13 protein-coding genes are annotated in these 14565 nt (G+C 54.8%); 10 read left to right on the top strand and 3 right to left on the bottom strand.

Features of this window, described 5'->3' with window-relative positions; all coding sequences use genetic code 11:
* The first annotated feature begins 1 nt into the window (after window position 1).
* The 5 genes from GYMC10_RS30160 to GYMC10_RS30140 all read left to right on the top strand — a co-directional run bounded on the left by GYMC10_RS30160 (window position 2) and on the right by GYMC10_RS30140 (window position 7109).
* Window positions 2-1513, top strand: coding sequence for a cation acetate symporter (locus GYMC10_RS30160; protein ID WP_015737891.1), 1512 nt, complete (start codon window positions 2-4; stop codon window positions 1511-1513).
* 136 nt (window positions 1514-1649) lie between these two features.
* Window positions 1650-3188 (top strand): cation acetate symporter, encoded by a 1539-nt coding sequence (locus tag GYMC10_RS30155; protein ID WP_015737890.1) that lies wholly within the window; start codon window positions 1650-1652, stop codon window positions 3186-3188.
* A gap of 208 nt (window positions 3189-3396) precedes the next feature.
* Entirely contained in the window at window positions 3397-4692 is a 1296-nt protein-coding gene (locus tag GYMC10_RS30150; protein ID WP_015737889.1) for a GntP family permease, read from the top strand.
* Between the two features lie 48 nt (window positions 4693-4740).
* Entirely contained in the window at window positions 4741-5889 is a 1149-nt protein-coding gene (locus tag GYMC10_RS30145) for a glycerate kinase (protein WP_015737888.1), read from the top strand.
* A 185-nt stretch (window positions 5890-6074) separates the two neighbouring features.
* Window positions 6075-7109 carry a CdaR family transcriptional regulator gene (locus tag GYMC10_RS30140; RefSeq protein WP_015737887.1) on the top strand — a complete coding sequence of 345 codons (1035 nt, stop codon included), beginning with the start codon at window positions 6075-6077 and terminating at the stop codon, window positions 7107-7109.
* A 129-nt stretch (window positions 7110-7238) separates the two neighbouring features.
* On the opposite strand, the gene GYMC10_RS30135 is transcribed toward GYMC10_RS30140, so the two are convergent.
* Window positions 7239-8120 carry a class I SAM-dependent methyltransferase gene (locus GYMC10_RS30135; protein ID WP_015737886.1) on the bottom strand — a complete coding sequence of 294 codons (882 nt, stop codon included), beginning with the start codon at window positions 8118-8120 and terminating at the stop codon, window positions 7239-7241.
* 212 nt (window positions 8121-8332) lie between these two features.
* Between GYMC10_RS30135 and GYMC10_RS30130 the strand changes: the two genes are divergently transcribed.
* The 4 genes from GYMC10_RS30130 to GYMC10_RS30115 all read left to right on the top strand — a co-directional run bounded on the left by GYMC10_RS30130 (window position 8333) and on the right by GYMC10_RS30115 (window position 10603).
* Complete coding sequence (locus tag GYMC10_RS30130; protein ID WP_015737885.1) at window positions 8333-9073, top strand: HAD family hydrolase; 741 nt, start codon at window positions 8333-8335, stop codon at window positions 9071-9073.
* Between the two features lie 158 nt (window positions 9074-9231).
* Window positions 9232-9576 (top strand): ArsR/SmtB family transcription factor, encoded by a 345-nt coding sequence (locus GYMC10_RS30125; protein WP_015737884.1) that lies wholly within the window; start codon window positions 9232-9234, stop codon window positions 9574-9576.
* 98 nt (window positions 9577-9674) lie between these two features.
* Complete coding sequence (locus GYMC10_RS30120) at window positions 9675-10172, top strand: SRPBCC domain-containing protein (protein WP_015737883.1); 498 nt, start codon at window positions 9675-9677, stop codon at window positions 10170-10172.
* Window positions 10173-10201: 29 nt separating this feature from the next.
* Window positions 10202-10603, top strand: a complete 402-nt coding sequence (locus GYMC10_RS30115; RefSeq protein WP_015737882.1) for a VOC family protein — start codon at window positions 10202-10204, stop codon at window positions 10601-10603.
* A gap of 185 nt (window positions 10604-10788) precedes the next feature.
* Here the strand turns inward: GYMC10_RS30115 and GYMC10_RS30110 are convergent, their stop codons facing one another.
* The gene (locus GYMC10_RS30110; protein ID WP_015737880.1) at window positions 10789-11613 is read right to left on the bottom strand and encodes a helix-turn-helix transcriptional regulator; all 825 of its coding nucleotides are present in this window, start codon (window positions 11611-11613) and stop codon (window positions 10789-10791) included.
* A gap of 139 nt (window positions 11614-11752) precedes the next feature.
* Between GYMC10_RS30110 and GYMC10_RS30105 the strand changes: the two genes are divergently transcribed.
* The gene (locus tag GYMC10_RS30105; protein ID WP_015737879.1) at window positions 11753-13729 is read left to right on the top strand and encodes a glycoside hydrolase family 127 protein; all 1977 of its coding nucleotides are present in this window, start codon (window positions 11753-11755) and stop codon (window positions 13727-13729) included.
* 183 nt (window positions 13730-13912) lie between these two features.
* On the opposite strand, the gene GYMC10_RS30100 is transcribed toward GYMC10_RS30105, so the two are convergent.
* Entirely contained in the window at window positions 13913-14389 is a 477-nt protein-coding gene (locus GYMC10_RS30100; RefSeq protein ID WP_009592987.1) for a glutathione peroxidase, read from the bottom strand.
* Window positions 14390-14565 lie beyond the last annotated feature (176 nt).

Raw genomic sequence — 14565 nt, 5'->3', positions numbered from 1 at the left:
TATGGCTATTGCGTTGTTTTGCGGAATTGTACTGCTTACGCTGATCATTACGTATTACGCTGCCAAGAAAACGACCAACACGAGCGATTTCTATACGGCAGGGGGAGGACTCAAGGGCTGGCAGAACGGGACAGCCATTGCCGGCGACTATATGTCTGCGGCCTCCTTCCTCGGGATCGCAGGCTCGATCGCGTTAGTCGGCTTTGACGGCTTCTTCTACAGCATCGGCTTCCTCGTGGCTTACCTGGTGGTGCTGTACCTTGTCGCCGAGCCGCTCCGGAACCTCGGCAAGTATACGGTGGCGGACATGATTGCCGCCCGTTTCTCCGACAAGAAGGTGCGGGGCGTGGCTGCGCTGAATACGATCTCCATCTCCATCTTCTACATGATTGCGCAGCTGGTTGGAGCGGGCGCGCTGATTAAGCTGTTGTTAGGGCTGGACTATGTCACGTCCGTATTGATTGTGGGCGTGCTCATGACCATCTATGTTGTCTTCGGGGGCATGCATGCGACAAGCTGGGTTCAAATCTCGAAAGCCGTGCTGCTCATGGCCGGCACGTTCATCATCTCGCTGATCGTATTCGCCAAATTCGATTTCAGCCTGACCCAGATGTTCCACCATATGAAGACGGCCACCCCGCTGCAGGAGGACTTCCTGAATCCGGGGAATAAATACAAAATCCCGCTCGAGACGCTGTCCCTCAACCTTGCCCTGGTACTCGGCACGGCAGGTCTGCCGCATATTTTGACCCGCTTCTTTACCGTTAAGGATGCGAAGACGGCGCGCAGCTCCGTGGTGTACGCCACCTGGATTATCGGCATCTTCTATGTGATGACGATCTTTCTCGGGTTCGGGGCAGCCGCCTTCGTAGGCGCGGCAGATATTACCGAGGTCGATAAAGCGGGCAACATGGCAGCGCCGCTCCTGGCCAAAGCGATCGGCGGCGACTTCCTGTTCGCGCTCATCTCGGCGGTTGCCTTCGCGACGATCCTTGCGGTGGTGACGGGGCTTGTGCTGTCCGCCGCATCGGCCTTCGCCCATGATTTCTACGGCCAAATCGTGCGCCGCGGCGAATCGTCCGAGAAGGAGCAGCTGAAGATGGCACGGTACGCTTCGATCGGCGTATCCGTCGTCTCGATCCTGCTAGCGTTGTTCGCCCAGAAGATGAACGTGGCGTTTCTGGTCTCGTTGGCCTTCGCCGTTGCAGCCAGCGCGAATTTGCCGGTCATTCTGTTCACAGTGTTCTGGAAGAGATTCAATACGACGGGCGCGGTCACAGGGATGCTGACGGGTTTGATCAGCACGGTGATTCTCGTGGCCCTTAGCCCGAATATATGGGATCCGGCCGGCAAAGCGATTTTGGTAGGCGATCCGATCTTCCCGATGAGCAACCCGGGCATCGTCTCCATTCCGCTTGGCTTCCTGGCAGCCTATGTCGGCACGCTGCTCTCCTCTTCCAAGGATGAGGCGAAGTATGCCGAAGTGCTGGTCAAAGCGAATACGGGCGCGTAAACCCAACAACGGCTTCTTATGAAAAAAAGGGTGAACTCCGCTGGTTAACAGCGAAGGGAGTCGCCCTTTTTTTGCCATTCTATCGTAAAATAAAAAGCAACAACATTTTGGGGCCATGGCGGAAGGAGGCAGGCAAGTGAACATATCCGGCATCGTTTTTTTTCTGGCGATTGTGGTCGGCACGTTAATGATTACGTATTATGCCGCCAAGCGAACAACAAGCACGAACGATTTCTATGCAGCGGGCAATCGCCTGAGCGGGCTGCAAAACGGCCTAGCCATTTCCGGCGACTATATGAGCGCGGCGTCTTTCCTTGGCATCGCGGGCTCCATTGCGGTGTACGGCTTCGACGGCTTTTTCTATTCGATCGGCTTCCTTGCCTCCTATGTGATCGTGCAGTACATCATAGCCGAGCCCCTTCATAACCTGGGCAGGTATACGATGGCGGATGCGGTGGCGGTCCGGTTCGGCGAGAAACGGCTGCGCGGATGCATCGCCGTCAATAACATGATGATCACCATCTTCTATATGATCGCCCAGCTCGTCGGCGCCGGGTGGCTCGTCCATTTGCTGTTCGGGCTGGAGACGTCGCTCGCCATCATGCTGGTCGGCGGCTTAATGACCGTCTACGTCACGTTTGGCGGCATGCTCGCGACTTCCTGGGTGCAGATCGTCAAATCCATTTTGCTGGTGAGCAGCACCTTTATCGTGAGCCTCATCGTGCTGGCAAGGTTCGATTGGGATCTGCTCGGTTTATTCGAATCCATGAAGAGGGCGACCCCATTACAGGAGCGGTTTCTAATGGCGGGCAACATGTTTGACCACCCGCTGGACATGCTGTCGTTTAATATGGCGCTGGTGTTAGGGACAGCGGGACTGCCGCATATTATTGCGCGCTTTTACACGGTAAGGGACCCGCGTACGGTCCGTGCTTCGGTCAGAACGGCGACGTTTACGATCGGCGTCTTTTACGCCATGACGATTTTTCTTGGCTTTGGAGCGGCTGCCTTTGTTGATTGGTCCATATTGTCCGAGCGGGTAGAGCTGGCGGCCCCGCTGCTCGCAAGCGAGCTAGGCGGCGAATTCTTAATGGCCTTCGTATCCGCCGTTGCCTTCGCAACGATACTGGCCGTGATCTCCGGGCTTGTGCTCACGGCCTCCTCGGCGTTTGCCCATGACGTCTACAGCAGCATCTTCCGCAGCGGACGGGCGACCGAGGCGCAGCAGATGAGGGTGGCCAAGCTTTCGGCCATCGTCGTTGGCGCGGCTTCGATCGTGCTAGCGCTCGGGGCACAGACGCTGAATGTGGCGTTCCTCGTGTCGTTTGCTTTCGCGGTTGCCGCCTCGGCTAACCTGCCGGTGCTGCTGTTCACGCTATTTTGGCGGAAATTTAATACGCAAGGCGCCATATCGAGCATTACGGCCGGCCTCTCGTCTTCTTTGCTGCTCATGGCTGTCGGGCCCAATGTAATGGACCCAGTGGCAGGCTGGATTCGAGCGGAAGCAATCTTCCCGCTTAAGCATCCGGGCATCGTCTCCATTCCGATTGGGTTCGCCGGCGGCATCGTCGGCACCCTGCTATCGCGTAAACGGGGTTCGAGCGGCCATTTCGAGCATATGCAGGCCGTTGCCCATGTCGCGCCGGGTGAAAACAGTTCCCGCGAATTGGGATAACAGCTAATTACATATGAATTTTAGTTTGGGCCACGATCGTTTCCCTGTACCATTCATTGTGCATCTGCACAATAAATACCGTTATGGCGTCAATAGGATTGAACGCGACATTCCGGTTATACTGTATCCTGTAAGCGCAATCATAGTTTCATAAGGCATGATTACATCATTGTTCACTAGCTATATTGCTTAAGGAGGCATTCACAACATGGATGGGACAGTTATACATTGGGGCGGAGCCGTTGTCGGACTGATTATCGCTATTGTCTTGATTTTTAGAAAGGTGAACCCGGTCTATGCCTTGTTTGGAGGCGCTGTCATTGGAGGCCTGCTGGGCGGAGCTACCATTGATCTGACCGTGCAGTATATTATCGAGGGCACTAACAGTGTCATGGGGGCTGTCGTTCGGGTCTTGGCCGCAGGCGTGCTGGCCGGGATCTTGATCGAATCGGGGGCCGCCGAACGCATTGCCGAGACGATTGTTGCCAAGCTGGGCGAGAAGAAAGCGCTTCTATCCATCGCTCTGGCAACGATGATCATTACGGCGGTCGGGGTATTCATTACCGTTGCCATTATTATCGTGGCACCGATTGCCTTGTCCGTCGGCAAGAAGATCGGCATTTCCAAAACCGCCCTGCTGCTCGCGCTTGTCGGGGGAGGCAAAGCGGGAAACATCATCTCCCCGAACCCGAATACGATTGCTGTAGCCAAGGGATTCGACGTCGACCTTGCCCAAGTCATGATTAACGGTTTTTTGCCGGCCGTTGCCGGATTGATTGTCACGATCATCGTGGCCAAGATGCTGACGAACAAAGGGGTCATGGTGTCGGATAGCGATCAAGTGACGGAGGAAACGGGCAGGAAGGGCAAGCCGAGCTTCGGGCGGGCAATGGTTGCCCCTGTCGTAGCCATTGTCTTGCTCGCACTGAACCCGGTGGGCAGCATACTGGGCATCGAAGCTCTTCAGGCCATCAAGATTGACTCCATGATCATTCTGCCGGTTGCCGGCATCATCGGTTTGATTGCCATGCGGCAGACGAAGAACATCATTGCCTATACCACCTCCGGTCTGAATAAAATGACGGGTACGGCGATTATCCTGATCGGTGCCGGCGCCATTGCCGGAATTATCTCCAAATCCGATCTGAGTGCCGTTGTGGTGCAGGGCATTGAGGTCATGGGCGTATCGGGTACGTTCCTGGCGCCTCTCGCCGGCATTCTGATGGGAGCGGCAACCGCATCCACATCGACGGCGTCCATTGTGGCCGCAGGTTCGTTTGGTGAAGCCATCCTGTCCATGGGAACGGCACCGCTCGCCGCAGCCGTTATGGTCCACACCGGGGCAACGGTCATTGACCATTTGCCGCACGGAAACTTCTTCCACGTCACCGCGGAATCGGTGAAGATGAGCATTAAAGAACGGATGAAGCTGATTCCTTACGAAAGCATTGTCGGATTGACCATGGCCATTGTCGCTACGATATTGTACGGATTTATATTTTAAGAGATCGTACTGTGGAGTGAAATATATAAGGATAGGCAGGGGATAACCATGAAGCAGGATTATGTTATTGTACTCGCGCCCGATTCATTTAAAGAGAGCATGACCGCAAAGGAAGTCTGCGAAGCGATGGAACGCGGCATCAAGAAGGGAAACCCGAATGTGACGTGTATCCATGTGCCCATGGCTGACGGGGGTGAAGGTACGATGCAATCCCTTGTGGATGCTACGGGCGGTTCGGTCCATACCGTCACCGTGACGGGTCCGTTGGGCGATCAGGTGGAGGCATCCTACGGCATTTCAGGCGATGGCAGCACCGGGGTACTGGAAATGGCCAGCGCCAGCGGAATTCATCTGGTCCCGATCGCACAGCGGGATCCGCTGGTGACCACCACCTACGGGACGGGCGAGCTGATCAAGGCTTGCCTTGACCACGGCGTAAGCCGGCTGCTGATCGGGATCGGCGGCAGCGCGACGAATGACGGCGGTGCCGGGGTGGTTCAGGCGCTCGGCGGCAAGCTGCTGGATGCGGAAGGGAAGGAGCTTGCTTTTGGCGGAGGGGAGCTGGGTCGTCTTGCGCGCTTGGACTTAAGCGGCTTTGATCCGCGGCTTCAGGATGTCGAGGTCGAAGTGGCCTGCGACGTGACCAACCCGCTCTGCGGCGAAACGGGAGCCTCTCAAGTATTCGGACCGCAGAAGGGCGCTACGCCGGAGATGATCGAGCAGCTGGACAGAAATCTCCGGAATTACGCCGGGGTAATGAAGCAGCAGCTGGGCAAGGATATCATAGACTATCCAGGCGCCGGCGCGGCCGGTGGTCTTGGCGGCGGGCTGATGGCCTTCCTGAACGGGACGCTGAAGAAAGGGATCGATATGGTCGTTGACTATACGGGACTTGAAGAGAAAGTGCGCCAGGCGGATATGGTGTGGACCGGCGAAGGCGGGATGGACTTCCAGACGCAGTATGGCAAAACTCCGCTGGGTGTCGCGAGGGTGGCGAAGAAGCATGGAAAGCCTGTCGTTGCTCTGGCCGGCCGGGTTGGTGACGGGATCGATGTGCTGTATGATCAAGGAATGGACGCGATTTTCGGCATCATGCCGGGTGCTGCCACGCTGTCGGAGGCGCTGGCGAACGGCGTGCAGAACGTGGAGAGAACATCCGAGAATATCGTCCGTCTCATGGCTTCTTTGAACAAGTAATCATACACTTCTTAAAGAGGATGCAAGGGAGCTGACCTGCCGGGGGCGGCTTCTTTTTTCTCTGCGGGCGGGATATGGATCGGCAGCCGGATGTGCACACTATAGGAAAGATTTTTTTTTCTATGGAGTCTACAATGTCATCATATTGGTAACACATGACAGGCATGTTAGGAGGGGCATCATGCATGAAACTATCACGACCTTTGGCGGAAAATATCGCAAGAGAAATGATGCGCGTCATTCCTTACAACATTAACGTGATGGATGAGAACGGAATCATTATGGGCAGCGGGGACCCCGCGCGGCTCGGCACGCTGCACACAGGTGCACAGAAAGCCATACAAACCGGACGGATCTATGAGGTTTATGAAGCCGGCGGCGGCATGAAGCCCGGTGTGAACGAACCCATTGTGGTGGATGATGAGGTGATCGGCGTTGTTGGCATTACAGGTCATCCGGATGAGGTGAGACCGCTCAGCAATTTGCTCCAGGTGACCGTTGTGTTATTGATCGAGCAGGAGCGTCAGAACAAGGCGATGTTAAACCAACGTCAAAACCGGGAGAAGTTCTATCATGAGCTATCCTATCGCAAGGCTCCTTATGATGAGCCTTTTATGGAGCGTGCTGAAGCCTATGGGCTTGACCTGACGCGCAAATGCCGGGTGCTGTTAGTGCAGAGCTCGATGGGCGAAAAGGCGTTCCGCCATTTGCAGCAAGCGTACCCCCAAAGCTGGAACTTGGAGAATGACAAAACCGTATTTTTCATGACGGATGTCTTAAGATTCGGGAGTCTTCTGGACAGGCTGATCGACCTGGACGAAGTCCTTCGCATGGGGATCGGGGAGCAGGAGGAACTCGCTTCTACCTCGCTGGAGCAGGCGGTATCCGCCCTGGAGCTGGGAATGAACATCGATCCCCATCGCAAGGTGAATTTTTATAAGGATTTAAGGTTTCTGATCGGCCTGTCCCATATTTCGGATGATGCTCATGCCTCGCTGTATCCGTTGCTGGAGCAGGGCGGAGACAAGCTGGATCTGATAGAGACGCTTCAGGTCTACATTGCCGAGAACGGTGATCATAACAGCACGGTCAAAAGACTCAACATTCACCGGAACACCTTGAACTACCGCTTAAACCGGATCAAGCAGCTGACTGGCAAAAATCCGCGCCATGTGCTGGATCTGTTTGAATTGCTGTGCGGGTTGATGTGGAGAAGGTGATGGCTGCTCAAGCATGGGCGGCTTTTACCTCCACAATCTTTTGTGGATGATTACCGCCCCGTATTCTTCGTTCTTCACGTTCAAAAGGGCAGTTCCAAGCGTCGATAGACCTTGGGCTGCCCCTTCTGTTTATTTAATGCCAAGCCGCATGCGGTAGCTGAGCATCACGGGAAGCGTCCGCCCCTGGAAATGCTCCTCGACCAGCGCATGGAACTGCGCGATGTTGTCGTTCAATTCGTTTGGTTTCAGCTTGAATACGGTCTGGATGCCGCCTTGACTGACGGCGAGGCCGGTATACCGGTCGGCGGTGAACGGCTCCATATGGTGGAACACGATCTCTTTGGAGAACCGGAACAGTCCGCTTTCCCTTATATGCTTCAGATGCTCGTTCTTATTTCCTTTATAGGCCTGCTCCTGAGGCTCCACATGGTCGTCGATGATGGCCTCTGCCCGTTCAATCAGCCCATGATAGGCTTGCTCCACTCTCCAGGTCAGGCTCGGCGGCCAATCGCAATCATATACCGCGAATATCCCTTCGTCACGCAGAACGCGGGAGACCTCCTTCAATGTGCTGGCCGGGTCCATCCAGTGAAAGGATTGGGAACAGGTGATGATGTCGGCGGACTGATCCTTAAGCGCCAATTGGTTGGAATAGCCCGAGACGAACTTGATGTCGGCGATATCCGCGCCGCTGCTGCGTGCTTCCTGTTCCAGCGTTTGCAATTTGGCGACGGCTTTGCCGCGCATATCATCATTCGGCTCAACCCCGATGACTTGATCCGCAGCGTCTTTCCATGCAAAGGAGGAAAGCCCCGTTCCGCATCCCAAGTCGACGACGACAGAGGGCTTGCGTTCCAAATAGCCTGTCAGCAGGGCGACAACCTCCTGGGGGGCTTCGGGGCGATGCTGGTCGTAGGTATCCTCAAAGCCGGTAAAACGATCCACGTTGCTGGCACGGTTTCCCTCGGGAACAAAATCCTTGCTCCACACTTCGGTCATATCCTTGGTCATCGTTACTCATCTCCTTATCCGGGTACATGAATCAGGCATCAGGCATAACAAAAGGTGCTTTCTTGGCTTGCACAATTACGGACGAAGGCTCCAATCGCCGTTTTCTGCCGCTGTAATGCCATCATATCATAGGAAAGGAACTTATTAACAGACGGGCTTGACCCGGGTAGTGCCGATGCGGGTACAATAGAGGAATCGAATGAGGAAGAGGGATGAACATGAAGACACCAACAGCACCGAAGGGGATCTTCTTCGATGTGGATGATACATTGTATGACCATCTGGCGCCTTTTCGCGAGGCCGTGCAGGAGATTGCCAGTCCCGATGAGACGTTTCCTTATGAGGCCGCCTACCATCGGATGCGCTATTACAGCGACAAGCTGTCCGTCGAGCTGGGAGGAGCCGGAACGGCAGCTTACGGGGATGCGGTCGAGGATATGCGCAGACGCCGGTTCCAGTTAGCGTTGGCCGAATTCGGCGTGCGACTGACTCTTGAGGAGGCCGAAGCGGTACAGCAGACGTATCTGGACCTGCAGTATAACATCACGATGTTTGAGGGCGCCCGGGAGCTTCTGATGAAACTGGCGGATGCCGGGCATGTCGTAGGCCTGATTACCAATGGCCCGGCCGAACATCAGATGAACAAAATCGCGGCGATGAAGCTGGGCGGCCTGATACCGGAGGATCGGCTATTCGTATCCGGTGCCGTCGGCTGGGACAAGCCCGATCCGCGGATCTTCCACCATGTGAACAGGCAGACCGGGACGAAGCCGGAGAACTCTTATTACGTCGGGGACTCATGGCGCAATGACGTGGTCGGAGCCCTGGCTGCGGGCTGGCATGTAATTTGGTTCAATCACCGGAGCGTCGGGCCGGAATCGGAGCAGCGGCCGCAGCATACCGTTGCGAGTTACGAAGAGCTCGAGCGGCTGCTGGAAGAGATTATCGGATAACAAAATGGGCAGTCCCCCTGATCCGCTGCCCAAGCGGGCTGCTGCCGCATTATTCGAAAGGCTATGGTCAGGCTCTTTAAACGAAGGGCTTGGCTTTTTTTGTTCTATATTCAACCGAATGGTTGACTTTATGAAATTTGCCCATTATAGTTAACCATATGGTTGAACAAAATAATGAAGAACAACTGGATCACATCTTCCATGCTCTGGCTGACCCGACCCGAAGAGAGATGGTGCGCATGATCGCATCGCAGGAACGGACGGTATCTGAGCTGGCTGAACCGTTTGACATGTCGCTTGCGGCAGCCTCCAAGCATATCAAGGTACTGGAGCGCTCCGGCCTGCTCGAACGGTCCATCCATGGACGGACGCATACCTGTCGTCTGAATCCGAACGTCATGTCAAGAGCGATGGAATGGCTGCAATTCTACGAACGATTCTGGAACCGGCAATTTGATGCGCTTGAACGCGAGCTGAACAAAGCGAAGAGGGAGGAGCACTAGAAGAATCCTTAGGAATACCGCTGAACATCCTGGACAAGGATGAGTAACGTAGGGAAATAAACGCAATACCACTTTTGATAAGAGAAGGATGATTAACATTGGATAACGCCTCCACTACCACGCTGATCATGAAACGCCAATTTGAGGCAGCACCGGAAAGAGTATTTGATGCCTGGTTAAATCCCGACATGATGAGGAAATGGTTGTTTACGATGGAAACAACGAACAAAATCGCCCGCAACGATCCGCGCGTGGGCGGAAGCTGGGAGATTGTTGACGTGAGGGAAGGCAAGGAGTACCGGGCCATTGGAGAGTATCTGGTCATAGACCGGCCGCGCAAGCTGGTGCTCACCTTCAAGATGCCCCAGTTCAGCGACACCGTGGACCGCATTACGGTGGAGTTCAAAGCCGTAGACGCGGGGTGCGAAATGACGTTCTCCCAGGAGATCGTTGTCCCTCATGAGGAAGACTGGACCGCAGAGGATATTGAAAAAGCGCTGACCGAATACCATGACCAAACCGAGCATGGCTGGGGTTATATGTTTGAGGGGCTGAAGCAGCTGTTAGAGACAGGAACGATAAACTACCCATCTTAAACCGATGAATAAGGGAGCGTGTGTTATCGATGAAGAGTGTGACCCCGTTTTTAATGTTTCAGGGCAACGCGGAAGAAGCTATGAACCATTACATTTCCATTATTGAGGATTCCGAAATCATCAGCATTACCCGTTATGGACCCAATCAGCCGGGAGCCGAGGGAAGCGTCATGCATGCGGTCTTTTCGTTGAAGGGACAAACGTTCATGTGCATCGACAGCAACGTGAAGCATGAGTTTACGTTCACGCCTTCCTTCTCCATCTATCTGACTTGCGAATCCGAAGCCGAGATCGAGAAGGTGTACGGTGCTTTGGTCGATGGCGGAGGTGCGATGATGCCGCTGGACAACTATGGATTCAGCCAAAAGTTCGGCTGGATCGCGGACAAGTTCGGCGTATCCTGGCAGCTTAATCTGCCAAGCGAAGCGTAACCTTTAGCAGTTGATTAATCTAGGGACGGGCCCGGAAGGGGCCTGTCCCTTTTTGCGCTGCGCTGCAAGGAAGGCATTGCGCAGCTTGATGCTCTCGATCAAGAGCCGTGCTCTCCCTCATCGCCAGCCCAACGGAAGAATATAGCAATGCGCAGCCGCAAATCCCATGCCGCTGCGTATGCTGCTTATTCCGTGTACTGCTTTCGGAATTGCAGCGGCGACAGGCCGAAACGGGCGGAGAAGCGGCGGGAGAAATAGGGCGGGTATTGAAATCCCACATGCTCCGCGATCCGGGCCATGGACCACTGGGTGGTCAGAAGCAGCCGCTTCGCCTGGTCCAGGCGGTACTGCAGCAGGTATTCCGTTGGCGTCAAGCCGTGCGAGGCCTTCATGCAGCGCGTCAGGTAATTGTAGTGGAAATGCAGGTCAGACGATAAACGTGCGTTGCTGATGGGCTCGCGGTAATGCATTTTGATATAGGATTCCACTTGCTCCGCGACTTTGCGTACCCGCGATTGCTCCTGATCGGACCGCGACGGATCCAGCAGCTCCAGCAGCTCGATAAACAGGGTCTGTTCGCGCCAAAACGCCGTAGATCTCGGCTCCGTAGCCTGAAGGTGCAAGGAATCGAACAGCTGATAGGCTTGCTCCGGATAAGGGATATGTCCTTGCCTGGGCAGCTTGATATTGTGTGAGATCGACGCATGATCGGTTGTGCTCGTTGCCGCCGATTGAAAATGCAGCCAATAAAAGGAGGTTTCCTCCCGGCACTCTTGCACAGCGTAGTGGTGCGCGTCCGGCATCAATACGGCCATATCCCCGGCACGTAGTGCCCACTGCAGGTTCTCCTCGCCCAGAAACAAGCAGCCGCGTTGAACGAGGATGAGGTCGAAGACGCCAAGGTTTCTCCGGTTCGGATGCGATTCGCCCGGCATGTAGTGCGTTTTACCGGATTCAAGGAAGTAGGGCAGCGGCAGAGAGGTGAAGGAAAGCACGCTTTGTTCCGACATGGTAACACCTCCAAGGAAGTGTGAAATCGTATAAGAAATTAGGTCGATTCTGTTATCGTTTTCATCCTATCATAGATCGTAGAATGGGAAGTGTCGAGGCTTTATCCTATTCGAACCCCAAAAGGAGTGTATATCCGAGATGATGACTCTTACTACGCGTTCAGCTGCCGTGCCTCTTAAGCAAGTGAAACTGACCGATCCCTTCTGGTCGAGTTACATAGAACTGGTAAGGGAAGTGGTGATTCCCTACCAATACGAGGCCCTCCATGATCGAATTCCGGGCATTGAGCCGAGCCATGGCGTATCCAATTTTCGCATCGCTGCCGGCAGGGACGAGGGTGAATACGGGGGCATGGTGTTTCAGGACAGCGATGTCGCCAAATGGCTTGAGGCTGCGGCTTATTCGCTGGCCACTCATCGGGATCCCAAGCTGGAAGAACAGGTGGATGAGCTGATTGATCTGGTTGCCGACGCCCAGCAGCCGGATGGCTATCTGAATACGTATTTTACGGTGAAGGAGCCGGAAAAACGCTGGACCAATCTGACGGACTGCCATGAGCTGTACTGCGCCGGTCATATGATTGAAGCCGGAGTTGCTCACTACAGGGCGACGGGCAAGCGGAAACTGCTGGACGTGGTGTGCCGCTTGGCGGATCATATCGATACCGTTTTTGGACCCGAAGATGGGAAAATCCATGGGTTTGACGGCCATCAGGAGATTGAGCTGGCCCTGGTGAAATTGTATGAGGTGACTCAAGAGCCGAGATATTTGAGCCTGAGCCAATATTTTATCGATGAGCGCGGGACGGAACCCCACTTCTTCCTTCAGGAGTGGGAACAGCGCGGGAAGAAATCCTTCTATCGCTCGGTGCTGCACGCCCCGCATTTGGCTTATCATCAGAGCCATCTGCCCGTTAGGGAGCAGAAGGAGGCCGTCGGGCACTCGGTCCGGGCCGTATATATGTACACGGCGATGGCGGATCTGGCCGCCAGAACGAAGGACCCGGCTCTGCTTGAGGCTTGCGATACTTTGTGGCGCAACATGGTCCATAAACAGATGTACATTACCGGAGGGATCGGGTCCACTCATCACGGCGAGGCGTTTACGACGGATTATGATCTGCCGAACGATACCGTTTACTCGGAAACCTGCGCATCCATTGGGCTGATCTTTTTTGCCCAGCGCATGCTGCAGCTGTCGCCCAAATCGGAGTATGCGGACGTGATGGAGCGCGCGCTGTTTAACACGGTCATTGGCAGCATGGCTCAGGACGGGCGGCATTTCTTCTATGTAAACCCGCTAGAGGTATGGCCTGCGGCCTGCCGCCATAATCCGGGCAAGGCCCATGTGAAGCCGGTTCGGCCGGGGTGGTTCGCCTGCGCCTGCTGCCCGCCTAACGTGGCAAGGCTTCTGTCATCGCTGGGCGAATACGTGTATACAATGAATGACGATACGCTGTATGCCCATCTGTACATCGGCGGCGAAGCGGAGGTGCGGTTCGGGGACGTGCCTGTGAAGGTAATGCAGAACAGCACGCTGCCTTGGGACGGGGACGTTACGTTTACGCTTCAGCCTGAACAGGCTGTCGAGTGGACGGTGGCGCTTCGCATTCCGGATTGGTCGCGCGGCAAAGCCGGCTTGCGCGTGAACGGGCAAGAAATGAACGTGGAGGATATTACTCAAGACGGCTATGCCTGCGTGAAGAGAGTATGGGCGCCGGGAGACACCGTGGAGTTGGCATTCTCCATGGAGATCCATCAGGTCAGAGCCAATCCGAATATACGGGGGAATGCCGGCAAGGCCGCGATTCAGCGCGGGCCGCTCGTATACTGCCTAGAAAGCGTCGATCATGGAGTGCCTGTATCCTCGCTATCGCTTGCGGGCGATCCGAAGCTTCGTTCACGATTTGATCCGAATCTACTCGGCGGAGCGGTTGTCATTGAAGGGGAAGGGTGGCGTGAAAAGTCTGACGATTGGGGCGATGAGCAGCTGTATCGTTCTTCTCCCCAAAAGATGCTTCCCGTATCATTGAAGGCCATTCCGTATTATTTATGGGGCAACCGCGGCGAGAATGAAATGGCCGTCTGGGTGCGCGAGCTGCCGCGCACGGTATAAGGATGGGGTACTGGCGGCCCATCCGGATAGAGTAGATTGGAAGCACAGCCGGAAAATGCTGCATATCATACCCGTGATGATGCCAAGCATCATAACATAAGGGCTTGCCCAAGGTCGATGGACCTCGGGCAAGCCCTTTTTTAGTGAAAAGCAATCGGAGAATGGATCCTGTCCTGCATCGATTTACAACAGCTTCTTGATATCCTCTTCCATCTTCTCCGGAGTGTCCGTCGGTGCAAAGCGCTTGATCACCTTGCCGCTGCGGTCCACCAGAAATTTGGTAAAGTTCCATTTGATCGCCTTGATGCCCAGTGCGCCGGGGGCTTCGCTGGTCAGATATTTGTAAAGCGGATGAGCGTTCGTGCCGTTCACATCGATCTTGGAAAACAGCGGGAAGGTGACGCCGTGATTAAGCTTGCAGGCCTCTTCGATCGCGGCATCCTCCTCCAGCTCTTGATTCATGAATTGGCTGCTGGGGAAGCCGAGAACGGCCAATCCCTGGTCGCGGTAGGTTTGGTGCAGCTTCTCCAGACCGTCGAATTGAGGGGCAAAGCCGCATTTGGTCGCCGTATTGACGATCAGCATGACGTCGCCTTTATAAGATTCCAGCGTTTGGGATTCGCCGCGTATCGTTTTTACTTCATATTCATAGATCGACATCGCCGTAGAAACCTCCTCCAATGAGATGTATTAAGTTCAGAGTATATCCTTTTACGGCGGATTGCAATTTGATAGGGCGACATCCAGGGTTTATGCGAGCGGGTACATGGCCATATATGAATTTCAATACCTGATGCGGAAATATCAAAAGTAAAATTTTGTATTTTCATCTGGAC

The sequence above is a fragment of the Paenibacillus sp. Y412MC10 genome, from assembly GCF_000024685.1.
GTDB lineage: Bacteria > Bacillota > Bacilli > Paenibacillales > Paenibacillaceae > Paenibacillus_AQ > Paenibacillus_AQ lautus_A.
The sequence above is the reverse complement of the archived record's forward strand: the minus strand, read 5'-3'. Positions and strand labels throughout refer to the sequence as shown.